The 21,970-nt window shown below is 61.9% G+C and carries 22 protein-coding genes and 1 pseudogene; 12 read left to right on the forward strand and 11 right to left on the reverse strand.

Annotation, left to right across the window (positions count from 1 at the left end; translation table 11 throughout):
• Positions 1-210 precede the first annotated feature (210 nt).
• Positions 211-342: pseudogene (locus AC0C6X_RS12770) on the reverse strand (zinc-dependent alcohol dehydrogenase family protein); the annotation flags it as partial.
• Positions 343-563: 221 nt separating this feature from the next.
• Between AC0C6X_RS12770 and ypfJ the strand changes: the two are divergent.
• Positions 564-1,502, forward strand: coding sequence for a KPN_02809 family neutral zinc metallopeptidase (gene ypfJ / locus AC0C6X_RS12775; RefSeq protein WP_472953433.1), 939 nt, complete (start codon positions 564-566; stop codon positions 1,500-1,502).
• A 62-nt stretch (positions 1,503-1,564) separates the two neighbouring features.
• Here ypfJ and AC0C6X_RS12780 read toward each other — a convergent pair whose 3' ends face one another.
• Positions 1,565-2,557: an aldo/keto reductase gene (locus AC0C6X_RS12780; RefSeq protein ID WP_173516539.1), complete on the reverse strand. Its 993-nt coding sequence runs from the start codon at positions 2,555-2,557 to the stop codon at positions 1,565-1,567.
• Between the two features lie 120 nt (positions 2,558-2,677).
• Here AC0C6X_RS12780 and AC0C6X_RS12785 point away from each other — a divergent pair, with 120 nt between their 5' ends.
• The 3 genes from AC0C6X_RS12785 to AC0C6X_RS12795 all read left to right on the forward strand — a co-directional run bounded on the left by AC0C6X_RS12785 (position 2,678) and on the right by AC0C6X_RS12795 (position 6,623).
• Positions 2,678-3,586, forward strand: coding sequence for a LysR substrate-binding domain-containing protein (locus AC0C6X_RS12785; RefSeq protein WP_472953435.1), 909 nt, complete (start codon positions 2,678-2,680; stop codon positions 3,584-3,586).
• A 169-nt stretch (positions 3,587-3,755) separates the two neighbouring features.
• The gene (locus tag AC0C6X_RS12790; RefSeq protein ID WP_173516537.1) at positions 3,756-5,063 is read left to right on the forward strand and encodes a TCR/Tet family MFS transporter; all 1,308 of its coding nucleotides are present in this window, start codon (positions 3,756-3,758) and stop codon (positions 5,061-5,063) included.
• 144 nt (positions 5,064-5,207) lie between these two features.
• The gene (locus AC0C6X_RS12795; protein ID WP_173516536.1) at positions 5,208-6,623 is read left to right on the forward strand and encodes an MATE family efflux transporter; all 1,416 of its coding nucleotides are present in this window, start codon (positions 5,208-5,210) and stop codon (positions 6,621-6,623) included.
• Between the two features lie 126 nt (positions 6,624-6,749).
• On the opposite strand, the gene AC0C6X_RS12800 is transcribed toward AC0C6X_RS12795, so the two are convergent.
• Positions 6,750-6,878 carry a hypothetical protein gene (locus AC0C6X_RS12800; RefSeq protein ID WP_349508020.1) on the reverse strand — a complete coding sequence of 43 codons (129 nt, stop codon included), beginning with the start codon at positions 6,876-6,878 and terminating at the stop codon, positions 6,750-6,752.
• A 360-nt stretch (positions 6,879-7,238) separates the two neighbouring features.
• Here AC0C6X_RS12800 and coaD point away from each other — a divergent pair, with 360 nt between their 5' ends.
• From coaD to tgt, 5 genes are all read left to right on the forward strand, one after another.
• Positions 7,239-7,733: a pantetheine-phosphate adenylyltransferase gene (gene coaD / locus AC0C6X_RS12805; RefSeq protein ID WP_173516535.1), complete on the forward strand. Its 495-nt coding sequence runs from the start codon at positions 7,239-7,241 to the stop codon at positions 7,731-7,733.
• Positions 7,734-7,766: 33 nt separating this feature from the next.
• Positions 7,767-8,339, forward strand: coding sequence for a peptidylprolyl isomerase (locus tag AC0C6X_RS12810; RefSeq protein ID WP_472953436.1), 573 nt, complete (start codon positions 7,767-7,769; stop codon positions 8,337-8,339).
• A gap of 22 nt (positions 8,340-8,361) precedes the next feature.
• Positions 8,362-8,871: a peptidylprolyl isomerase gene (locus AC0C6X_RS12815; RefSeq protein WP_173516533.1), complete on the forward strand. Its 510-nt coding sequence runs from the start codon at positions 8,362-8,364 to the stop codon at positions 8,869-8,871.
• 73 nt (positions 8,872-8,944) lie between these two features.
• Entirely contained in the window at positions 8,945-10,027 is a 1,083-nt protein-coding gene (gene queA / locus AC0C6X_RS12820; protein ID WP_247958979.1) for a tRNA preQ1(34) S-adenosylmethionine ribosyltransferase-isomerase QueA, read from the forward strand.
• Positions 10,028-11,158 carry a tRNA guanosine(34) transglycosylase Tgt gene (gene tgt / locus AC0C6X_RS12825; RefSeq protein ID WP_173516531.1) on the forward strand — a complete coding sequence of 377 codons (1,131 nt, stop codon included), beginning with the start codon at positions 10,028-10,030 and terminating at the stop codon, positions 11,156-11,158.
• A gap of 12 nt (positions 11,159-11,170) precedes the next feature.
• Here tgt and AC0C6X_RS12830 read toward each other — a convergent pair whose 3' ends face one another.
• Entirely contained in the window at positions 11,171-11,590 is a 420-nt protein-coding gene (locus tag AC0C6X_RS12830) for a DUF4864 domain-containing protein (protein WP_247958980.1), read from the reverse strand.
• Between the two features lie 345 nt (positions 11,591-11,935).
• On the opposite strand from AC0C6X_RS12830, the gene AC0C6X_RS12835 reads away from it, so the two are divergent.
• Both AC0C6X_RS12835 and AC0C6X_RS12840 read left to right on the forward strand, forming a co-directional pair.
• On the forward strand, positions 11,936-12,652 hold the full coding sequence (locus AC0C6X_RS12835) for a sulfite exporter TauE/SafE family protein (protein WP_247958981.1): 717 nt from the start codon (positions 11,936-11,938) through the stop codon (positions 12,650-12,652).
• Positions 12,653-12,902: 250 nt separating this feature from the next.
• On the forward strand, positions 12,903-13,850 hold the full coding sequence (locus AC0C6X_RS12840; protein ID WP_246304402.1) for a phosphoribosylaminoimidazolesuccinocarboxamide synthase: 948 nt from the start codon (positions 12,903-12,905) through the stop codon (positions 13,848-13,850).
• A gap of 32 nt (positions 13,851-13,882) precedes the next feature.
• Here AC0C6X_RS12840 and AC0C6X_RS12845 read toward each other — a convergent pair whose 3' ends face one another.
• Genes AC0C6X_RS12845 through metG form a run of 3 tightly spaced genes read right to left on the reverse strand, consistent with a single transcriptional unit; the run spans position 13,883 to position 17,069 of the window.
• On the reverse strand, positions 13,883-14,722 hold the full coding sequence (locus AC0C6X_RS12845; RefSeq protein ID WP_472953440.1) for an MBL fold metallo-hydrolase: 840 nt from the start codon (positions 14,720-14,722) through the stop codon (positions 13,883-13,885).
• A gap of 1 nt (position 14,723) precedes the next feature.
• Positions 14,724-15,503, reverse strand: a complete 780-nt coding sequence (locus AC0C6X_RS12850; RefSeq protein WP_472953442.1) for a TatD family hydrolase — start codon at positions 15,501-15,503, stop codon at positions 14,724-14,726.
• Positions 15,504-15,515: 12 nt separating this feature from the next.
• Entirely contained in the window at positions 15,516-17,069 is a 1,554-nt protein-coding gene (metG, locus tag AC0C6X_RS12855) for a methionine--tRNA ligase (RefSeq protein ID WP_173516525.1), read from the reverse strand.
• 178 nt (positions 17,070-17,247) lie between these two features.
• On the opposite strand from metG, the gene AC0C6X_RS12860 reads away from it, so the two are divergent.
• Entirely contained in the window at positions 17,248-17,553 is a 306-nt protein-coding gene (locus AC0C6X_RS12860) for a pyrophosphatase (protein ID WP_472953445.1), read from the forward strand.
• Here the strand turns inward: AC0C6X_RS12860 and AC0C6X_RS12865 are convergent.
• The 4 genes from AC0C6X_RS12865 to AC0C6X_RS12880 form a co-directional block, all read right to left on the reverse strand.
• Positions 17,548-18,579, reverse strand: coding sequence for a DNA polymerase III subunit delta' (locus AC0C6X_RS12865; RefSeq protein WP_472953447.1), 1,032 nt, complete (start codon positions 18,577-18,579; stop codon positions 17,548-17,550). The two genes, AC0C6X_RS12860 and AC0C6X_RS12865, sit on opposite strands and share 6 nt — an antisense overlap.
• Positions 18,576-19,256 carry a dTMP kinase gene (tmk, locus tag AC0C6X_RS12870; RefSeq protein ID WP_247959118.1) on the reverse strand — a complete coding sequence of 227 codons (681 nt, stop codon included), beginning with the start codon at positions 19,254-19,256 and terminating at the stop codon, positions 18,576-18,578. Before tmk ends, AC0C6X_RS12865 begins: the two co-directional genes overlap by 4 nt.
• 220 nt (positions 19,257-19,476) lie before the next feature.
• Positions 19,477-20,637 (reverse strand): D-alanyl-D-alanine carboxypeptidase family protein, encoded by a 1,161-nt coding sequence (locus tag AC0C6X_RS12875; RefSeq protein WP_472953450.1) that lies wholly within the window; start codon positions 20,635-20,637, stop codon positions 19,477-19,479.
• 63 nt (positions 20,638-20,700) lie between these two features.
• A complete protein-coding gene (locus AC0C6X_RS12880) occupies positions 20,701-21,735 on the reverse strand; it encodes a septal ring lytic transglycosylase RlpA family protein (RefSeq protein ID WP_472953452.1) in 1,035 nt (344 codons plus the stop codon).
• Positions 21,736-21,970 lie beyond the last annotated feature (235 nt).

Here is a 21,970-nt window from a genome sequence, read left to right on the forward strand (position 1 = left end):
GGTCATCCGTTTCTAGCTGCGCGAAAAACCGGCCAAAGTGGGAGGTCACCGGCCGGGCACGCATTGATGGTCTTTTCAGGCTAGAAGCGGCTTATAGGCAAATGTATCTGCAAGCGAAACCCCGAAAATTCCGGAATCGACAAGAAGCCCGCATATTTGCGCGTCCTCTGCTTTCTCGTTCTCTCGGCAGCGCCAAATCCGCGCCAAACGTCAGGCGCGACCGGGAAACACCAGAACCTTGACTTCCCCGGCCGCCGGACGGTGTGAGATGACACCGGCGGCCTCATCGAGCGTTACGCGCCGTGAAATCAGCTTGTCGATCTCGATGACCCCGGATGCATAGGAGCGATAATGTGGCCGAGGGTCAAGAAAGCCGCGCGCGTACCGAGGCGACAGAGCGCGACCTGGGTTGCGAAAAACCTTCGCAGGCCGGCTCGAAGCAGCAAAAAGTCTGGCCAGATCGCGAACTTACGGGTGGCAATTGCGTTTTACAACGACGATAGGCCCGTCCTATAAAAGAGCAAACCGACAACGCCTGTTGACCGAGGCTGGGAGGACAGATCATGGAATGGAAAGGCCGCCGCCAATCCGAAAACATCGAAGATCAGCGCGGCGCGAGCCCGGGTGGCGGCAATCCGTTCGGGCGCGGCGGCGGTTTCCGCATGCCGGGCGGCGGAGGCGGAATGCGTCGCGCCGGCGGCGGCATGAGCTTTGGCACGATCATCTTCCTCGTCATCCTCTACTTCATCCTCAAGGCCATGGGCATCGACATGCTGCAGGTGCTGGAAGGCGGCGGCGGTCAGATGCAGTTGCCCGGCTTCGAGCAGAGCGACGGTTCACCGGCGCCGCGCGGCTCGGCTGAGGAAGAGGAAATGAAGGCCTTCATGGCGACCGTCCTTGCCGAGACCGAGGATACCTGGAACGGCATCTTCCAGGCGAGCGGCAAACAATACGAAGAGCCGAAGATGGTGCTCTTCCGCGGCCAGGTGAGCTCGGCTTGCGGTTTCGCGTCTGCCGCCTCCGGGCCGTTCTATTGCCCAGGGGACCACAAGGTCTATCTCGACATGAGCTTCTTCGACGAACTCGCGCAGAAGTTCGATGCATCGGGCGACTTCGCCCAGGCCTATGTGGTCGCGCACGAGGTCGGCCATCACGTCCAGAACCTGATCGGCGTCCTGCCGAAGTTCAACCAGATGCGCCAGTCGATGAGCGAGACTGAAGCGAACCAGATGTCTGTCCGCGTCGAACTGCAGGCCGATTGCTTCGCCGGCGTCTGGGGCAAATATACGGACCAGAAGGGTCTGCTGGAAACGGGCGACCTCGAGGAAGCGCTGAACGCCGCCACCCAGATTGGCGACGACACGCTGCAAAAGCGCATGCAGGGCTATGTCGTTCCGGAAAGCTTCAACCACGGCACCTCCGAACAGCGCATGCGCTGGTTCAAGCGTGGCTTCGATAGCGGCAAGATGTCGGCCTGCGATACCTTCTCGGGTGCCGTCTGACCGCAGCGCCGCAAGATGCCATCAGGGCCGGCACGATTGCCGGCCCTTGTCGTTTGTCGTGGTCAGCGTTCGCTGTCCATATGGGCGAGCAGGGCTTCTGGATAGCGGGCGCCCGCTGCGGCGTCTTTCGGAACCGCCTTTTCGATCGCAGCCAGATCGCCGGAGCTGAGAGTGATATCGCGCGAGGCGAGGGCTTCCGCCAAGCGATCCCGCCGGCGCGCCCCGATCAACGGCACGATGTCCTGGCCCTGTGCCGCCACCCAGGCAATCGCGATCTGCGCCACCGAAACGCCCTTGCTATCGGCGATCTGCCTCAGCGCCTCGACGAGGGCGAGGTTCTTGTCGATGTTGCCCTCCTGGAACCGCGGGCTCATGGCGCGGAAATCGCCCTTGCCGACCGCGCCCTTCTGCCAATGACCGCTAATCAGGCCGCGCGAGAGAACACCGTAGGCGGTGACGCCAATGCCGAGAGCGCGGCAGGTCGGCAGGATCTCCGACTCGATACCGCGTGATATCAGCGAATATTCGATCTGCAGATCCGAGATCGGGTGGACGGCAGCAGCGCGGCGGATGGTTTCGGAGCCGACTTCGGAGAGGCCGATATGTCGGACGTATCCAGCCTTCACCATGTCGGCGATCGCACCAATGGTGTCCTCGATCGGAACGTCGGGATCGAGCCTGGAGGGGCGATAGACGTCGATATGGTCGACACCGAGCCGCTGCAGCGAATAGGCGAGAAAGTTGCGGATGGCCTTGGGGCGGCAATCGTAGCCGGACCAGTTGCCGGCGGCATCACGCAAGGCGCCGAACTTCACGCTCAACAACGCCTTCTCGCGTTTTCCGCCTTTCAGCGCCTCGCCGATCAGCATCTCGTTATGGCCCATACCATAGAAGTCGCCGGTGTCGAGCAGCGTGATGCCGGCCTCCAGCGCGGCATGGATGGTAGCGATGCTTTCGGCACGATCGGCCGGGCCGTACATGCCGGACATGCCCATGCAACCGAGGCCGAGGACCGACACCGACGGGCCGGTCTTTCCGAGTGAAACGTAATCCATTCGTGTTCTCCTTCGACAAGGCCGAAATCTGCCGGCCGTTTGCTCGGTCTCTTGTTTACTTCGATCGGCGTCGTGCGATAATCCGATCTCACCCGAACGACTTGTACGAAATTCCGCACAATGAACGACCTGCCGCTCGCCGATCTCGATGCCTTCACCGCCGTTGCCGCCGCGCGCAGCTTCCGCGCGGCAGCGAAGAAGCGTGGCGTTTCCGCGTCGTCGCTCAGCGAAGCGCTGCGCCGGCTGGAAGCGAAGCTGCAAGTGCGCCTGCTGAACCGCACGACCCGCAGCGTCACACTCACGGAGGCCGGCACGCGGCTGCTCGATCGGCTGTCGCCTGCACTCGGCGAAATTGCCGGCGCGCTCGAGCAGGTCAACGAAATGCGCGACAGTCCGGCGGGAACGCTGAAGCTCAATGTCCCAACCATCGTCGCCCGCGAAATCCTACCACCGATCGTCGGTCGATTCCTCAGCGAGCACCCGGCGATCTCGTTGGAAGTGACGGCGGAAGATGGCTTCGTCGACGTTCTGGCGGCCGGGTTCGATGCCGGCGTGCGTTACGAGGAACGCGTCGAGCGCGACATGATCGCGATCCCCATCGGGCCGAGCCGGCAACGCTATGTTACGGCCGCGGCACCGGATTATCTCGCGAGGCGAGGGGTGCCGCGCCATCCACGCGACCTGCTCGAACATCGCTGCATTCGTCACCGTTTCGCCAGCGGCATTTCCCTTCCCTGGGAGTTCGGCGAAGGCGACGCGGCGCTGACGATCGCGCCGCCCGCTGTGGTGACCGCCAACACGATCGACCTCGAAATCGGCGCCGCCATCGACGGGCTTGGCATCATCCGCACCTTCGAGGAGTTCGTGGCGCCTGCGATCGCGATCGGGCAGCTCGTGCCCATCCTCGATGACTGGACGACCAACTTTTCCGGGCCGTTTCTGTATTATGCAAGCCGCAGGCACATGCCGGCGCCGCTGCGCGCCTTCGTCGATTTCTTGAAGCTCGAGCAACGGCGCGACCATGCGTGACAGGCGGTCGCCCCCGTCACGCGACGCATCAACCATTGCGATAATCTCATCAGATAATTTGAGATGTTCACGGATTGTTTCGCGCAAAATGATCCGTTACACCTAAATTGGTAGCGTCGTTCACGTTCTGTCTCTCACCCTGAGGCAGGCCGCACGGGGGAAGAATCGCATGCTCGACGAGAAATTTGTGCGACGCGGCCTGTTCCTCGTCTTCCTCATCCTGTTCCTGGATATCCTCGGCATCGCGATCATCGTTCCGGTGTTGCCGACCTATCTGGAAGAGCTGACCGGATCCAATGTCAGCGAGGCGGCGATAGATGGCGGCTGGCTGCTGCTCGTCTATGCGGCGATGCAGTTTCTCTTCGCCCCGCTGATCGGCAATCTCAGCGACCGATTCGGCCGACGCCCGGTCCTACTCGCGTCCGTCTTCACCTTCGCGCTCGACAATCTGATCTGCGCGCTCGCTACCAGCTACTGGATGCTGTTCATCGGCCGCATTCTCGCCGGCATCAGCGGAGCGAGCTTCGGCACCGCATCGGCCTATATCGCCGACATTAGCAACGACGGGAACCGCGCCAAGAATTTTGGGCTGATCGGCATTGCCTTCGGGACTGGCTTCGCCCTTGGTCCCGTGCTCGGCGGCCTGCTCGGGGAATTGGGTCCGCGCGTGCCGTTCTACGGTGCCGCAGCGCTCTCCTTCCTGAATTTCATCCTCGGCGTGTTTCTGCTGCCGGAGACACTGGATCGCGCCAATCGCCGCCGTTTCGAGTGGAAACGCGCCAATCCGCTCGGTGCTCTGAAGCAGATGCGCAACTATCCCGGTATAGGCTGGGTCGGCTTGGTGTTTTTTCTCTTCTGGCTCGCCCATTCCGTCTATCCGGCAGTCTGGTCCTTCGTATCCAACTATCGCTATGGCTGGAGCGAGGGGCAGATCGGGCTTTCGCTCGGGATCTTCGGTATCGGCGGCGCGTTCGTCATGGCCGTCATTTTGCCGCGTGTCGTGCCGCGGCTTGGAGAGTGGCGGACGGCGGTGCTCGGACTGACCTTCACGACGCTCGGCGCCATCGGCTATGCCGGCGCCTGGCAGGGATGGATGATCTATGCGGTGATCATCGCGACCGCGCTCGAAAGCCTCGCCGATCCGCCGCTGCGCAGCATCGCAGCCGCGCATGTCCCACCGTCGGCACAGGGAGAACTTCAGGGTGCGCTGACCAGCATCGGCAGCATCACCACGATCATTGGCCCGCTGATCTTCACCCAGGCCTTCGGCTACTTCACCAGTCCCGGCGCTCCCGTCGCTTTCGCCGGCGCTCCCTATGCGCTTGCGAGTTGCTTCCTCGTCGGCGCGCTCGTCGTCTTCCTGTTGAAAATACCCAGGAGTAGCGCGGTCGGGCCACAAGCGTTGGAGACGGACGCGCCGGTCGTTGCCGCAGCAGCGGTTGAAACGGTCGAACGACCGAGAATGCACGGAAATTGATCAATTTTCGTGATCTATCGATGAAAGTTTGAGCAAAGCCGCCCTAGCGGCTGGCTCTTTTCCCGGCGGTATTCTATTTCCGGTTTTCCTCCCTCCGACTTCCAGTTGCGGCCCCGGGGCCGCGCCGACTGCCAGGAATCTGCCATGCTGACCGCGAATGCGAGCTCGATACCGTTGACGACCGACAACTCCTGGCGGACGCATTATCGCGCAAGCTTCCATCTCGGCGTGCCGTTCGTCGGTGCCCAGCTTGCCCAACTCGCGATCAACACGACGGACGTTCTGATGGTCGGCAAGCTCGGCGCAACCGAGCTTGCTGCGATCATCCTGGCGACGCAAATGTATTTCACCGTCTACATCTTCGGCAGCGGCTTTGCGAACGCTGTGGTGCCGATGGCAGCGCAGGCCGTGGGGCGGGGCGACAAGGTCTCGGTGCGCCGCTCCGTGCGCATGGGCATGTGGGTCGTCCTGCTCTATGGCGTGCTGACGGCGCCGATCCTCTGGATGGCCGAACCGATCCTGCTCTTTGCCGGGCAGCAGCCGAAGGTGGCAGCGCTTGCGGCCGAATATATCCACGTTGCGCAATGGGCGATCTTCCCGGGCCTCATCTTCATGGTGCTGCGAGCATTCCTGAGCGGTTTGGAGCGGGCAGGGGTCATTCTCTACGTGACGCTGGCGACGCTCGTGCTCAATGCCACCCTCTGCTACGTGCTGATCTATGGCCATTTCGGCTTTCCTAAGCTCGGCATCTTCGGTGCTGCGGTGGCGGCCCTTGGCGTGGCGCTGCTCGGCGCGGCGCTGACGATCGGCTATATCAAGAGCAAGCCTGAGCTCAACCGGTACGAGCTCTTCGTGCGCTTCTGGCGGCCCGACTGGGCTGCTTTCCGCGAGGTCGTCCATCTCGGCATTCCGATCTCGCTGACGATCCTCGCCGAGGTCAGCCTCTTTACCGTCGCATCGCTGCTGATGGGCACGATCGGTACGATCGAGCTTGCCGCGCACGGGATCGCGCTGCAGTTCGCCTCGATCGCCTTCATGATCCCGCTTGGTATCGCGCAGGCGGCCACGGTTCGCGTCGGGCTTGCCTTTGGTCGCGGCGACCTGCTGGGCGTGCGGCGCGCGGCGATTGCGTCTCTGGTCCTCGGAGCCGGCTTTGCCGTCGTCGGCAGTGCGATCTATGCGTTTTTCCCGAGCCAGCTCGCCGCGCTCTATCTCGATACCGATCGGCCGGATGCCGCCGCCGTGCTTGCCTTTGCCGCGCCGCTCATCGTCATTGCCGGCGCCTTTCAGCTCGTCGACGGCATGCAGGCAATCGCTGCCGGCATGCTGCGCGGCCTGAAGGATACCAAGGTGCCGATGCTGCTGGCGATGATATCCTATTGGCCGATCGGTTTCGTCTGCGCCTGGGCCTTCGCCTTCCCGTTCAACTTCGGCGGAATCGGTGTCTGGTTCGGATTCGTCCTTGGCCTTGCCGCGGCGGCGTTATTGTTGAATTGGCGCTTCTTCCGGATGATCAACGGGATTTCGGCAAGGGCTGCCCAACCAGCCAAGGCGCGGTGAGCGCCTGGCCAAGAAAAAGCCGGACGGGCAGGGGATGCCGTCCGGCTTGCAATGGCGGTCGCCTCAGGGGAAGGGAAGGAACGACGACCGCTTATTACCAAGCTTCATTCGCGAAGCCGTGGGCTGCTAGACGTTGAATCCGTCGAGCCGCTCCGAACCCTGGCGATCGCGCTGGAGGTCGCGTATCGTCCGGGCAAAATCGATCAAAAAAACGGAACTGATGACCGCAGCCGCGATCATGAACAGGGTGGCCATGACGCCCTCCGTCAACGGAAGATCTTCTGGGTCACGAATTGCTCGCGCCGGTCACGGGACTCGTTGCGAAGTCCTTGAATCGTCGCGAAAAGCATCGTGAAAAACATCGCCATCGAAAACAGAGCAAGTCCCATAGCCGTAATCCTTTCGCATCCTAAACGGCAATACGTTCGAAAAGTTCCGTTGTTTATGGCGCTACACTAACGTTCTGCGTGTGAAGCACCGTTGAACATGACATTCATCTAGCATTCATTCTTTCCGCCCCGCTGTTTCCCAGGGAACAGTCCTCAGCCATCGGCACAACTCTTGCGGTCCGTCGCCGTACGTGACAAAAGGCTTCACCAAACGGAAACAGGTGCAATGACCACGGCATTCTATCCCGGCTCCTTCGATCCAATGACGAACGGGCATCTCGACGTGCTCGTGCAGGCACTGAACGTGGCGGCGAAGGTCATCGTCGCGATCGGCATCCATCCGGGGAAGGCGCCGCTGTTTTCCTTCGAAGAACGCGCCGAGCTCATCCGTCAGTCACTGCAGGAGTTTCTCCCCGAAAGGGCCGGTGACATCGAAGTCGTCGCCTTCGACAATCTGGTCGTCGACGCGGCGCGCGCCCGCGGCGCGAAACTGCTGGTGCGCGGGCTTCGCGACGGCACGGACCTCGACTACGAAATGCAGATGGCCGGCATGAACCGGCAGATGGCCCCCGACATCCAGACGTTATTCTTGCCCGCGGGCACGGCATCGCGGCCCATTACGGCCACATTGGTCCGCCAGATCGCGGCCATGGGCGGTGACGTCAGCGCCTTCGTGCCCGCGGCAGTTTACCAAGCGCTGCAGGCCAAACGCCGCGCCTGACGCGCGGCACAATTCACCACGCAGGGAGAAACCATGAAAATCCTCCACCTCGCTTTCGCCGGCGCCCTTGCGCTTGCCTCCTGGACGGGAACGGCGATCGCACAATCGGCCGACAACTTCATCACGATCACGCTCAAGGATGGGCCTGTCGTCGTCGAGTTGCGTCCGGACATTGCTCCGAAGCATGTCGAGCAGATCAAGGCGCTTACCGCCGCCGGCGAATATGACAACGTTGCCTTTCACCGCGTGATCAAGGGCTTCATGGCCCAGACCGGCGACGTGCAGTATGGCGACATGGAAAACGGCTACCAGCCGCAGGCTGCCGGCACCGGTGGTTCCTCGCGGCCCGACCTGCCGGCGGAGTTCTCCGACGTTCCGTTCGAGCGCGGCACGGTCGGCATGGCCCGCTCGCAGGACCCGAACAGCGCCAACTCGCAGTTTTTCATCATGTTCGCGCCGGGAGACTTCCTGAACGGCCAGTATACTGTCGTCGGCAAGGTCGTTTCCGGGATGGAGAACGTCGACAAGATCAAGCTCGGCGACGATGCCAACAACGGCTCCGTTACCGATCCCGACCGCATGATCAACGTCAAGGTCGGCAAGTAAAGTCAACAGAAGGAGAAAACCCATGGCCGAGATCAAGGATCCGGAAAACACGATCATCCTGGAGACCACCAAGGGCAGGGTCGTCATCGAGCTTCTGCCTGACGTCGCTCCGGGCCATGTCGCCCGCATCAAGGAACTGGCTCGCGAAGGTGCCTATGACGGCGTGGTGTTCCACCGCGTGATCGAGGACTTCATGGCGCAGACCGGCGACGTTCAGTACGGCAAGACCGGCGGCGAGCACTTCAACCCGGCGCGTGCCGGCATGGGCGGCTCCTCCAAGCCGGATCTGAAGGCCGAATTCTCGAACGTCAGCCACGTTCGCGGCACCTGCTCGATGGCCCGCAGCCAGATGCCGAACTCGGCTAACTCGCAGTTCTTCATCTGCTTCACCGATGCCCCCTGGCTCAACAAGCAATACTCCGTTTGGGGTCAGGTCATCGAGGGCATGGACAATGTCGACAAGATCAAGCGCGGCGAACCGGTGCGCGATCCCGACTCGATCGTGACGATGCGGGTTGCCGCCGACGCCTGATTTGCGCTAATGCACGGACCCGCCCCGGTCGCCGAACGCGCCGGGGCGGGTTTGCTTTTGTCTGAAGATAACGATGCGCGTAGACCTGTTCGACTTCGACCTTCCGGAAACCTCGATTGCGCTTAGGCCCGCAAGCCCACGCGACAGCGCCCGCATGCTCGTCGTTCACCCTGGTGGCCCGGAAGTTCTGTCCGACAAGGGCGTGCTCGACCTGCCGTCGTTCCTCAGGGAGGGCGACGCACTGGTCTTCAACGACACCAAGGTCATCCCGGCACAATTGGAAGGCATTCGCCGCCGCGGCGAGGAGATCACCACGCCCGTCTCGCTGACGCTGCACATGCGGACAGCACCCGATCGCTGGAAGGCCTTTGCCCGCCCGGCGCGGCGGCTGAAGGTCGGTGACCGCATCGCCTTTGGCCATGAAGGCGCGAGCTGCATGCTCGGCACGCTCGACGCGACCGTGGAAGAGAAGGGCGATGCCGGCGAGGTGACGCTGCGCTTCGACCTTTCGGGCCCGTCGCTCGACGAGGCGATCATGGCGGTCGGCCATATTCCCTTGCCGCCCTACATCGCCTCGAAACGCGCCGAAGACGCCCGAGACCGCGCTGACTACCAGACGGTGTATGCCCGGGAGGAGGGCGCCGTTGCCGCGCCCACGGCAGGGTTGCACTTCACCGACCGTCTCTTTGCCAAGCTCGACGAGGCCGGCATCGAAAGGCACTTCGTGACGCTGCATGTCGGGGCGGGAACGTTCCTGCCAGTCAAGGCTGACGATACCGATGATCATGTGATGCATCAGGAGATCGGCCATGTCGACGCCCGCACCGCCGAGCGGCTCAATGCCGTCAAGGCGAGGGGCGGGCGCATCGTCTGCGTCGGCACGACTTCGCTGCGGCTGATCGAGAGCGCGACTTCCGACGACGGCCTCGTCAGTCCGTGGTCGGGGCCAACCGGCATCTTCATCACGCCCGGCTATCGTTTCCGTGCCGTCGACATGCTGATGACCAATTTCCACCTGCCGAAATCGACCCTGTTCATGCTGGTCTCGGCCTTCTCGGGCCTGGAAACGATGCGCGCGGCCTACACACATGCGATCGAAACCGGCTACCGCTTCTATTCCTATGGCGATGCCAGCCTGCTCTTCCGGAAAGACTAGATGACCGAGACCTTCCAGTTCAAGCTCCACAAAACCGACGGCAAGGCACGTCGCGGCGAGGTTTCCATGCCGCGCGGCACGATCCGCACGCCGGCCTTCATGCCGGTCGGCACGGTCGGCACGGTCAAGGCGATGTATCTCGACCAGGTGAAGGATCTCGGCGCCGACATCATTCTCGGCAACACCTACCACCTGATGCTGCGCCCCGGCGCCGAGCGCGTCGCCCGGCTTGGCGGCCTGCACGGGCTGATCCGCTGGCAGGGACCGATCCTCACCGATTCGGGCGGCTTCCAGGTCATGTCGCTTGCCGGCCTGCGCAAGCTCGACGAGCAGGGCGTCACCTTCAAGAGCCACGTCGATGGCGCAATCTTCCATATGTCGCCGGAACGCTCGATCGAGATCCAGGGTCTGCTCGACAGCGATATCCAGATGCAGCTCGACGAATGCGTGGCGCTGCCGGCTGAACCCAAGGAAATCGAGCGCGCGATGGAAATGTCGCTGCGCTGGGCCGAACGCTGCAAGGTCGCCTTCGGCAACCAGCCGGGCAAGGCGATGTTCGGCATCGTGCAGGGTGGCGATATCCCGAAGCTGCGTGAGCGCTCGGCCGAAGCGCTGAAAGGCCTCGATCTCAAAGGATACGCCGTCGGCGGTCTCGCCGTCGGCGAGCCGCAGGAGGTGATGCTGCGCATGCTCGACATCACCTGCCCGATCATGCCGGCGGACAAGCCGCGCTACCTCATGGGAGTCGGCACACCCGACGATATCCTGAAGTCGGTGGCTGAGGGCATCGACATGTTCGACTGCGTGATGCCGACCCGTTCGGGACGCCACGGCCTTGCTTTCACGCGCCACGGCCGCATCAACCTGCGCAATGCGCGGCATGCCGAAGACATGCGCCCGCTCGACGAACAATCCTCATGCCCGGCGACGCGCGACTATTCGCGCGCCTATCTGCATCACCTGATCCGTTCGAACGAGTCGCTTGGCGGCATGCTTCTGAGCTGGAACAACCTGGCCTACTATCAGGAACTCATGGCCGGCATTCGCCTGGCGATCGACGAGGGGCGCTTTGCCGACTTCATGGCCGAAACCCAGGAAAACTGGCGGCGAGGGGACCTGCCGCCAGTGTGAGGCGCGAGGCACTCAAATCGCCGGCCCTGGCGCCGACTGCAGCATCATCACGGCATTGATCTTGTAGCTGCCATCCGGCTGCTTCACGAGCTGGTAAATCGCCGTCCAGTCCTTGCCATCGGGCGCCGAGATCAGCACCTCCTGGAACACCTGGTCGCCCACGACTTTCGACCGGCCAAAGGCGAAATTGCCGGGCCGGTAAACCGGCCGATAGCCGCGCTTGACCATGTCGAAGAAGGCGGACTTGTCGGGAAACTTGCCGCGGATCTCGGGCGAGGCAAAGGAATAGGCGGCCTCCGCATCATCACGCAGGAAGGCGGCGATCTGCTCCTGAATGATCGATCGCACTGTATCGACCGGTTCTTCCGCGCGCGAAGCGCCTGTGCCAGCCAGAGCCACTAGCCCGAGGGCCATAACAAAGCTCCTGAACATCGCCGATCTCCATAGCCAGAGCTGAAGAGCATAGGACAGTCGCGCACTTCGGAAACGGTCGTGTGCCAGCGGCGTGCGGCTCTCGGCATCAAGCGATCCAATATTACCAAATATAATCATATAATTACATCATGTTCTGAGTAGTCTTCCTTAAATATCATAAGTTGGTGATGTTTTTCGAAATGAACCGATCAGGCAGGGCCGCCCGACGCCCGCGCGAACGTTTTTTCGAACCGGAGGAACGGGATCTCGCACGGCTGGCAGGAGCGGGGCGGCGTTCTGCTTTTCAGAATCAGAAAACTCGAATTTTATCCGTGAGACGTCAGAAATTGATGGAGCCCGTGCTTGCTTCTTGTCCTCATCATTGGCCTGCTCGCCGGGGTCGTTAGCGGCATTATCGGTACGGGCGCTTCGATGATGCTCCTGCCGGTGCTCGCATACGTTAATGGCCCAAAGGAAGCCATCCCGATCATGGCCATCGCCGCCGTGATGGCAAATGTCTCCCGCATTCTCGTATGGTGGCGCTCCATCGACTGGCATGCAGTTGCGGCCTATGCGGCGACAGGGATACCGGCAGCAGCACTGGGCGCGCGCACAATGTTGGTTTTGCCTCCGCGCACAGTGGATGCGGCAATCGGAATCTTCTTCCTGACCATGATCCCAATGCGCCGCTGGCTTGCCGCAAATTTACGGCAACTGACGCTGCCACATCTCGCTTTGGCGGGGGCTGCCATAGGTTTCCTGACGGGCATTGTCGCTTCGACCGGCCCCGTATCCGTGCCGGTGTTCATCGGATACGGCCTGACAAAAGGAAGCTTCATCGGCACAGAAGCCGCAGCGTCGCTTGCGATTTACGTCACCAAGGCGCTCACGTTTCAAAGTTTCGGCGCTCTGCCATTCGCGGTCTTGGCAAAGGGGTTGTTGGTGGGCGGATCGTTGATGGTCGGCTCACTGATTGCCAAACCTTTTCTGCTACGCCTGACGCCTGAAGCCTTCAGGCACATCATGGATGCGCTGTTGCTCGGTGCGGGCGTCAGCCTCCTATGGGGTGCCGCAAGCTGAAATCTCCCGGGTCATCAAAAGCCGGGGAGAGTGACAACCCATTGGTATCTATCGTAAGTCGCACTTCATCCTTGAACCCACCCGGCTACACACACAAAGATCACATAAGATAGATTATGGAACTTCCGTATATGGCGGAAAACATGAATTGCGCACTGTTCCTTGCCTTGCCGAGCTTGACCCGGCCTTTCCCGCCTGCTTAGCGTTCCAGCGATCGACACCTCTTTCAAGGCCAGATGTGATGAGCGAATTGCGCGTTCTTTCAGATGCTTTCATTCCGGAACTGCCAAACCGCTACAAAGGCAAAGTTCGCGAAAATTACGATCTGCCCGACGGCAACCGGATCATCATCGCGACGGATCGGCTGAGCGCCTTCGACGTCATCCTGACCTCCATTCCGCACAAGGGTCACGTCTTGACCCAGACCGCGCGCTATTGGTTCGAGGAAACGGCCGACATCTGCCCGAACCATGTGGTCAGCTATCCGGACCCCAATGTCGTCATCGGCAAGCGGCTCGACATCCTGCCGGTCGAGGTCGTCGTGCGCGGTTATCTCGCCGGAACCACGAGCACCTCGATCCTGACGAAGTACCGTAACGGCGAACGTGAGATGTACGGCATCACCTTGCCGGACGGCATGCGCGACAACGAAAAGCTGCCACAGCCGATCATTACGCCCACCAGCAAGGCTTTCGACGGCGGTCACGACGAGCCGCTTTCGGCCGAAGCCATCCTCGAGCAAGGACTGCTAACGAAAGAACAGCTCGACACGGTCTGGAACTATGCGCTGGCTCTGTTTGCCCGTGGCCAGCAGCGCGCCGCCGAGCGCGGCCTGATCCTCGTCGACACCAAATACGAGTTCGGCACCGACGAGAACGGCACGATCATTCTCGCCGATGAGATCCACACGCCCGATAGCAGCCGCTACTGGATTGCCGATAGCTACCAGCAGAGCTTCGAACGCGGCGACCGCCCGAAGAGCTTCGACAAGGATTTCGTGCGCGCCTGGGTCACCGCGCGCTGCGATCCCTACAAGGATCCGATCCCGGAAATTCCCGTCGATCTCATCGAACAGACCTCGGCGGTCTATATCGAGGCTTTCGAGAAGATCACCGGCCAGCGCTTCGTTCCGGATCTTTCAGGCGCAACGGTACTGGAGCGCATCCGCTCCAATCTCGCACCCTATTTTTCCAAATAAATCAGCATATTAGAAAATACTTCTAATCTAATTTACGCGTTATCGGCGGATGCCGGATCGTCGACGTCGAATTCGAGCCGCATCATGTCGTAGGCCGGCTCGATGTGATCGGGCGTTTCGCCCTGAACCGTGTCGTAATCCAACGGCACGTGCATGTGCGTCAGCACCGCCCGCTTCGGCTGCAGCCTGGCGATCCAGCCGAGCGACTGCACCAGCGACAGATGGCTGGGGTGAAACTTGTACTGCAGCGTGTCGATGACCAGGAGATCGAGACCGTCGAGCTTGGCGACGGTTTCGGCAGGAAAATCACTGACATCGCTGCAATAGGCGAAATTACCGATACGGAACCCCAGCGAATGGATGTTGCCGTGAAACTGCATCAGCGGCCGGAACGGAATCGGCCCGCCGGCGCCGGTGATCACGACGGGCGACAGATCGTCGGGAATGATCCGTGGCTCGACGATCGGCGGGTAACCGCTTCCGGGAGGTGATTGCAGGCAATAGCCGAAGCCTTCGCGGATTCGGCCCATGGTATAGGCATCGGCCCAGATCGGCACCCTTCTCCGGTTTTCAATGACGTAGCCGCGCAGGTCGTCGATGCCGTGCAAGTGATCGGCATGGGCGTGGGTATAGAGCACCGCATCGATGTGGCGCACCCCTGCTGCAACCATTTGCGCACGAAAATCCGGCCCGGTGTCGATGACGACGGTCGTCTTGCCGCCATCGGGCGCGGTCTGCTCGACCAGCAAAGCCGCGCGCATGCGCCGGTTCTTTGGATTTTCAGGATTGCAGGCGCCCCAGTCACCGGTAATGCGCGGGACGCCCGGCGACGAGCCGCAGCCGAGAATGGTGAAGGCGCGCCGGAACGCCATGTCAGATCCTCGGCATCTTGGAGAAGATGCGGAAGGCGTTTTCCGTGGTGATCGTCGCGATCTCCTCAGTGCTCACGCCGATCGTTTCGGCGAGCACGGCAGCGGTATGGGCGACATAGGCCGGCTCGTTGCGCTTGCCGCGGAACGGCTTCGGCGCGAGATACGGCGCGTCGGTCTCGACGATCATCCGGTCGTGCGGCACGGTCTTGGCGATCTCGCGCAACTCTTCGGATTTCGGGAAGGTCAGGATGCCCGAAAAGGACACGTAGCCGCCGAGTTCGACGCCGATGCGGGCGAGGTCAGGACCGGAGGAGAAGCAGTGCAGAAGGAAAGGGAAGGCCCCCTTCCCGGTTTCCTCGGTCAGGATCGCCGCCATATCCTCGTCCGCCGAGCGGCTGTGAATGACGAGCGGCAGACCGGTCTCGCGCGCTGCGGCGATGTGACGGCGCAGGCCCTCGGCCTGGGCATCGCGCGGCGCGTTGTCGTAGAAGTAGTCGAGACCCGCCTCGCCGATCGCAACCACCTTCGGATGCGCCGATAGCCGGACAAGATCTTCGGTCGTGACGTCCAGCTCCTCATCCGCATTGTGCGGATGGGTGCCGACGGAACAGAAAACGTTCGGATAGGATTCGGCGATCGAAAGGATCGTCTCGAACCGCTTCACGCGGGTCGAGATCGTGATCATCTGCTCGACACCGGCCTCGTGCGCCCGCGCGACAATGGCATCGCGCTCCGCTTCGAAGTCGGGGAAATCCAGATGGCAATGCGTATCGATCAGCATGCTCAAAGTGCCTTATTGCGCTTCCGGTGCAACATAGCGCGGGAAGACCGGCTTCGGTGCCTCTAGCGGTGTACCCGAGACAAGGCGTCCCGCCTCGCCAAGTGCTGCGAAGTCGCGCTTGTCCGGCGGAGCGGCGACCAGATCGAGCAGCTTTGCCGACGATTCCGGCATGAAGGGTTGCAGCAGGATGGCGATCTGACGCACGACTTCGGCGGTGACATAAAGCACAGTCCCCATGCGCGCCGGATCGGTCTTCTTCAGCGCCCAGGGCTCCTGGCCGGCGAAATAGCGGTCCGTCTCCGAGACGACGGCGATGATCGCCGCCAATGCCCGGTGGATCATCTGCTTGCCCATCTCGTCGCGCGTCGTTTCCAGCAGCGCGTCGGCGGCCGCCAGCATCGCCTTGTCCTCGTCGGTCAAGGTACCGCAGACCGGGATCTGGCCGTCGCAGTTCTTGACGATCATCGACAGCGAGCGGCTCGCCAGGTTGCCGATGCCGTTGGCGAGGTCGGAGTTGATGCGGGTCGCGATCCCCTCCTCGCTATAGCTGCCATCCTGACCGAAAGAGACTTCACGCAGGAAGAAGTAGCGGATCTGGTCGAGGCCGAAATGCTCGACGAGATTGAACGGATCGACGACGTTGCCGAGCGACTTCGACATCTTCTCGCCCTTGTTGAGCAGGAAGCCGTGGGCGAAGACGCGCTTCGGCAGCGGCAGGCCGGCCGACATCAGGAATGCCGGCCAGTAGACCGCATGGAAGCGGATGATATCCTTGCCGATCACATGGATATTCGCCGGCCAGAACTTGGCGCGCGGCCCCTTCGGATCATCGAGATAGCCAGTGGCCGTGAGGTAGTTTGTCAGCGCGTCGACCCAGACATACATGACGTGCGCCGGGTCGTTCGGAACCCTGATGCCCCAGTCGAAGGTGGTGCGCGAAACCGAGAGATCCTTGAGGCCCGATTTTACGAAGGAAATCACTTCATTACGACGCTCGGCCGGACCGATGAAATCCGGGTTTTCCTCGTAATGCTTCAGGAGCTTCTCCTGATAGGCGGAGAGGCGGAAGAAGTAGCTCTGCTCCTCGACCCATTCGACCGGCGTTCCCTGCGGCCCATAGCGGACGCCATCGTCGCGCAGTTCGGTCTCGTTCTCCTGGTAGTAGGCTTCGTCGCGCACCGAATACCAGCCGGCATAGGAATCCTTGTAGAGATCGCCCGCCTCCCCCATGCGGATCCAGATCGCCTGCGACGCCTCGTGATGGCGCTTCTCGGTCGTGCGGATGAAGTCGTCGTTGGACGCGTTCAGAAGCACCGCCATCTTCTGGAATTCCGCGGAGTTGCGGTCAGCCAGTTCCTGCGGCGTCACGCCTTCCTTGCGCGCCGTCTGCTGCATCTTCTGGCCGTGCTCGTCCGTACCGGTCAGGAAGAACACGTCACGTCCGTCGAGGCGCTGGTAGCGCGCCATGGCATCGGTCGCGATCAACTCATAGGCATGACCGATATGCGGCCGGCCGTTCGGGTAGGAAATCGCGGTGGTGATGTAGAAAGGGGACGTGTCTCTCATAGGCGGATTCGATCTATCTCGGATTAAGCTACGCACGCTCTTAGCGCATACGCTTAAAGGAAGAAACATGCGATCCGTGAAAAGGCCCGCCGGAGAGTTCGCCGCGGATGCCGTCAACCTTGCGCAATCCGCACGCGCCGCCTAGAACAAAACAGAAACATAAAGCAGAGGGCGAGTCATGCTGGAGCGACTTGGCAGCCAATTTGAAACCGCCTCCGCCGGTTATGCCGGCGCGCACGGGATCGAGCGCGATGCCGACTGGTTCATCCTGAAGATACAGGAGCAACTTGGGGAGTTGACCCAGGTCTGGAACAAGCTCAGCGGTCGTGGCCGGCGTCACGGCAAATCGACGGAGGAACTCACGGCGCTGATGGCCGACGAGACCGCTGACCTGCTCGGGCATGTCCTGCTTTTCGCCCACCATCATAAGCTCGACCTGCCGGCGGCAATCGAGCGCAAATGGCGCTTCCAGGCAACGCTATAACGCCGCCTTCATGTCGTCGAGGAGCGACAGGATGGTTTGCTTGCGGTCGAGATTGTAGGCGTCGCTGACGGACAGGCGCTCGGTCACGGAGGCCGATAGCCGCGCGAAGCGCTCGGCGCGCATGATGTCTCCGGCAATCGCGGCCTCGCGCGCGTCGCGCATGATGCGGTCGCTGGCGAGTGCCTGGAAAAACTCGAAGATCGTTTCGCTGTCCTTGCCCGAGAGCACGTCCGCCAGCTTGTGCATGTCCTTGCGGACCGCCGGGCCCTGCCCTGCGAGGATCCCATCGAAGGTCGCGGCAATCTCCAGCCCGCCATAATTGATGAGCTTCAGCGCTTCGGCAACGCTGCCATTGGCCGCCGTGACGATGCGCTCGGCATTTTCGCCCTCGAGATCGAAACCGAGATGGGCCAGTGCCTGATGGAGCGGCGCGGCGTCGAGCGGCTTCAGCCGTAGCGGCAGGCAGCGCGAGCGGATCGTCGGCAGCAATTTTCCAGGCGCATGCGTCAGCACCAGGAAGAGCGAGCGGCGCGGCGGCTCCTCGAGGATCTTCAGGATGGCATTGGCCGCATTGCGGTTGAGGTCGTCGGCCGGGTCGATGATGACGATGCGCCAGTTGCCCGTTCCAGACGTCTGGCTGAAGAACTTGCCGGCACGCCGGACCTCATCGACCGTGATCGCGCCCTTCGCCCTGCCCGTCTTTTCATCGATCGGCCGCGTCAGGTGCAGCAGATTGTGCGAGGCGCCCGAAGCGAGCTGCCGCCCGATGGCGGAAGACGGATCGGGATCGGCAAGCGCCTCAGGCGCTTCAGCGGGTTCGGGATGCTTCAGAATGTGGTGCGCAAAGCGGAAGGCAAGCGTCGCCTTGCCGATGCCCTCCGGCCCTTCGATCAGGATCGCGTGGTGTCCCTTGCCGGAGCGATAGCTCTGCGCCAGGAAGCTTTCTGCCTGTTCGTGGCCGAACAGCCGATTGTTCTCGGCGGGCGCGATGGCGCCATCCAGGACGCCGGCTCTTTCTGCGCTCATGACACGACTTCCTCGGTCGCGGCGTCAGCGCCGTTACCGTGCGGCAAAAGGGCCTGCACGAGCGAAAGCACCTCGGCGGCGATGGCTTCGACGGGTTGCGTCGCGTCCACCACCCGGCATCGGTCGGCATCGCGCCTGGCGATATCGAGAAAAGCCTCCCGCCGGTTTTCGTGGGTCTCCAGTTGCTCCTTTTCGAAACGATCCGGATTGTCGTCGCCGGCCCGGAGTTGCGCCCGCTGGAGGCCGATGCTGGCCGGCAGATCGAAAATCACGGTCAGATCCGGCACGACGCCGTTGATCGCCACACGCTCGAGGCTCTCGACGAAGCTTTGCTCGAGATTGCCGGTGATGCCTTGGTAGACGCGCGAGGAATCCATGAAGCGGTCGCAAAGCACGATCGTGCCCTTTTCGAGCGCTGGGCGGATGACCTCTTCGACGTGGTCGCTGCGGGCCGCGGCAAAGAGAATCGCTTCCATCTTAACCCCGAAGGCCTCCGCCGCTCCCGAAAGCAGCACGTGGCGGACCGCTTCGGCGCCCGGTGATCCCCCAGGCTCGCGCGTCGTCAGCACCTCGTAACCGCGGGCGCGCAGGGATTCGGCCAGAAGGCGGAGCTGCGTCGACTTGCCGGCACCCTCCCCGCCTTCGAATGTTACGAACAGACCTTTTTTCAGCGACACCATGCTTTCCCATATCGGCATGCAACCTCCGGCCATGATGATTAGGTCGAATCGACCCAATCATCATGGCCGGCTCTCATAAGTTAGACCGGGATGCGGGCGGAAAACCGCACACTTTATCCTCATCCCGCTCCGGCCCTGTTTAGCCGATTGGTCCGCGGTGCGAAACCGTCAGGCGGCGATCAATTGGCAGGAATAGCCTTCGCCGCAGATAGGGCGACTAAATCCAGAAGAACAGCAGTTCCTGCAGCGCATCGAGAGCGCGGCTGGTCAACGTGCCCTGCCCCACGGCGCTGGCGGTCTTGACCGGCACTTCGCGCAGCAGTTTCTCGCCATTCCACAATTTGACGACGCCGACCTCCGTGCCAGCCGTCACCGGTGCGCGCAAGGGCCACCTGTAGACGATCCGTGCAGTCAGCCGTTCCGGGTTGTCGACGGGCAACAGCACGTCGACGGGACCGCCGGCCACCAGCGGGACGTGAGACGCATCGCCGCCATAGACGGCCGCTTCGCCAATCGCTTCCCCATCGGCAAAAATCCGCTTCTTTTCGAAGGCAGTCATGGCCCAATCGAGCACCCTGCGGCTCTCCTCGATGCGCTCCTTGTCGGTTTCGAGACCACCCATGGCGAGATAGACCCGGCGGTCGCCGCGCTGCAGCGAGGCGGCGAGCGAGAAGCCGAAGCCTTCGGCAAAACCGGTCGCCAGGCCGTCCACGCCGATATTGGCCGAGATCAGCGGGTTCTTGTTGCGCTGCAGGATCTTGTTCCACTCGAACTCCGGCTGCGAATAGAGCCGGTAGAGATCCGGATGGGCCTCATGGAGATGCCGAATGAGCGTTACCAGTTCGCTCATCGTGATCTGGTTGCCGGGATCAGGCAGCCCCGTGGCGTTGCGGAACGTCGCAACCGGCATGCCGAGCTCGCGAGCGCGCGCCGTCATGCGCTCGGCAAAGGCGCCCTCATTGCCGGTCATGCCCTCGGCAAGGATGATGCAGGCATCGTTGGCGAGCTGCACCGCCACGCCCTGCAGAAGGTCGGCAACGCGGATGCGGGATTTCAATGCGGCAAACATCGTCGAGGTGCCGGACGGGGCACCACCGGTACGCCAGGCGTGCTCGGACACGTCGAAGGTGGTTTCGGCGGAAAGCTCACCCTTGACGAGAGCCTCGGCCACGACTTCCATCGTCATCAATTTGGCGAGCGATGCCGGCGGAATCGGTTGGTTTTCGGCGCGCGAGAAAAGCACGGTGCCGGTTTCGGCATCGACCAGCAGGATCTGTTTTGCCTTGGTATCGAAGGCAGGCGCCGGTGTCTGCGCGAGTACGGCACCAGCAAACAATGCCACGCCGAAAAACACCGCCGAAAACATCTTCATGCGCATGGGAAACTCCGGTTTCCCCTTGGCCATAGCAGCGTGGTCATTTTGGCACAACGCCGCTTACGGTTATCGGACAGAACCGCTTGCTTTCTGGCGCTTCGCGTAATCGACAATCACCTGGGGGGTAAGCTGCTTCTTGTCGACCATGATCGCTTCAAACGGCGATTCGGCGTCGCTGACGCGAACTTCGTAATAGGCGGCCGCATAGGCCATGTTGCCGTCGGGCATCGGGATGAATTCCGGCCGCTCACGCGGGATCGGGCCGATCTCCGGGAGCACCACGAACTCGTTCAGCGACTCTGGCTGAGCGAACTGCGGCACGGGCGCGGCAAGTGCCGTCACCGGTTCGCCGACGTCAAGCGAAGCCTTTGCGGGAACGGTGAGCGTGCCGAGGCTCTGATTGCGGAACGGCTCGTTCGACGCAACCATCACGCCGGTTGCGATCTGGCCTTCCGGCATCACGCTCGGGCCCCGTTCGCCCTTCTGGACATAGGAAGCCATCAGATAGGGCATGTCGTTGCCTTCAAGCGGCGCGCGGCCGACATATTGTACGCGCACTTTCGCGCTGCCCTTGCGCTTGATGTCGAGCATGTCGGCCGTCTTCGAGGAAACGTCGATGATGCGGCCGTATTCATAGGGGCCACGGTCGTTGACGCGCACGATCACCGACGCGCCATTTTCCATATTGGTGACGCGCGCATAGCTCGGCAGCGGGAATGTCGGGTGCGCGGCGGACAGGTGCGCCTTGTCGTAGACCTCGCCGTTGGCAGTCAGGCGGCCGTGAAACGCCGAGCCATACCAGGAGGCGACACCGGTCTTGTTGTAGCCGAAGTCCTCCTTCGGCTGATACCACTTGCCCTTGACTTGATAGGCCTTGCCGACCTGGTAACGTCCGCCGCCCTTCGGAATACTGTTTCCAGTCGCAACGCGCGGGCTCGCCTTCACGCCATAAACGGATTCGGCGAAGTATTCCTTGCTGCGCGACTTGGACTTCTTGATGCTCGACGTGGATCCGCAGGCCGCAAGCGTTACGCACAGCATGGGGACTGCCGCAAGGCGCAGTCCCTTGACCAGATATGCCGCATTTTTACTGGATGTCATCTGTCCCACAACATCGATCGAATAAGCCGTACTCGAAACCTTCCGCTCATGCCCCCAGCGGAAATCTCGGCGTCCCGAAACGGAACAGTCGATCAAACATGACAGCAACACGGCAAAAATGCGAACTCATCCACAGATCAACGCCGGATTTCATGCGTTATGGTTTACAGATGGTTACCGGCAGAGCGGGCCCGCGCTCTAATACCGGGCCACCGAGAAAATCCTTCGGCGATGC

Source organism: Ensifer sp. VA4, from assembly GCF_055710065.1.

Coding starts and splice junctions, on each gene's coding strand:
- ypfJ (WP_472953433.1), top strand. CDS start 564: ATGGAATGGAAAGGCCGCCGCCAATCCGAAAACATCGAAGATCAGCGC.
- AC0C6X_RS12780 (WP_173516539.1), bottom strand. CDS start 2,557: ATGGATTACGTTTCACTCGGAAAGACCGGCCCGTCGGTGTCGGTCCTC.
- AC0C6X_RS12785 (WP_472953435.1), top strand. CDS start 2,678: ATGAACGACCTGCCGCTCGCCGATCTCGATGCCTTCACCGCCGTTGCC.
- AC0C6X_RS12790 (WP_173516537.1), top strand. CDS start 3,756: ATGCTCGACGAGAAATTTGTGCGACGCGGCCTGTTCCTCGTCTTCCTC.
- AC0C6X_RS12795 (WP_173516536.1), top strand. CDS start 5,208: ATGCTGACCGCGAATGCGAGCTCGATACCGTTGACGACCGACAACTCC.
- AC0C6X_RS12800 (WP_349508020.1), bottom strand. CDS start 6,878: ATGGCCACCCTGTTCATGATCGCGGCTGCGGTCATCAGTTCCGTTTTT.
- coaD (WP_173516535.1), top strand. CDS start 7,239: ATGACCACGGCATTCTATCCCGGCTCCTTCGATCCAATGACGAACGGG.
- AC0C6X_RS12810 (WP_472953436.1), top strand. CDS start 7,767: ATGAAAATCCTCCACCTCGCTTTCGCCGGCGCCCTTGCGCTTGCCTCC.
- AC0C6X_RS12815 (WP_173516533.1), top strand. CDS start 8,362: ATGGCCGAGATCAAGGATCCGGAAAACACGATCATCCTGGAGACCACC.
- queA (WP_247958979.1), top strand. CDS start 8,945: ATGCGCGTAGACCTGTTCGACTTCGACCTTCCGGAAACCTCGATTGCG.
- tgt (WP_173516531.1), top strand. CDS start 10,028: ATGACCGAGACCTTCCAGTTCAAGCTCCACAAAACCGACGGCAAGGCA.
- AC0C6X_RS12830 (WP_247958980.1), bottom strand. CDS start 11,590: ATGTTCAGGAGCTTTGTTATGGCCCTCGGGCTAGTGGCTCTGGCTGGC.
- AC0C6X_RS12845 (WP_472953440.1), bottom strand. CDS start 14,722: ATGGCGTTCCGGCGCGCCTTCACCATTCTCGGCTGCGGCTCGTCGCCG.
- AC0C6X_RS12850 (WP_472953442.1), bottom strand. CDS start 15,503: ATGCTGATCGATACGCATTGCCATCTGGATTTCCCCGACTTCGAAGCG.
- metG (WP_173516525.1), bottom strand. CDS start 17,069: ATGAGAGACACGTCCCCTTTCTACATCACCACCGCGATTTCCTACCCG.
- AC0C6X_RS12860 (WP_472953445.1), top strand. CDS start 17,248: ATGCTGGAGCGACTTGGCAGCCAATTTGAAACCGCCTCCGCCGGTTAT.
- AC0C6X_RS12865 (WP_472953447.1), bottom strand. CDS start 18,579: ATGAGCGCAGAAAGAGCCGGCGTCCTGGATGGCGCCATCGCGCCCGCC.
- AC0C6X_RS12875 (WP_472953450.1), bottom strand. CDS start 20,637: ATGCGCATGAAGATGTTTTCGGCGGTGTTTTTCGGCGTGGCATTGTTT.
- AC0C6X_RS12880 (WP_472953452.1), bottom strand. CDS start 21,735: ATGACATCCAGTAAAAATGCGGCATATCTGGTCAAGGGACTGCGCCTT.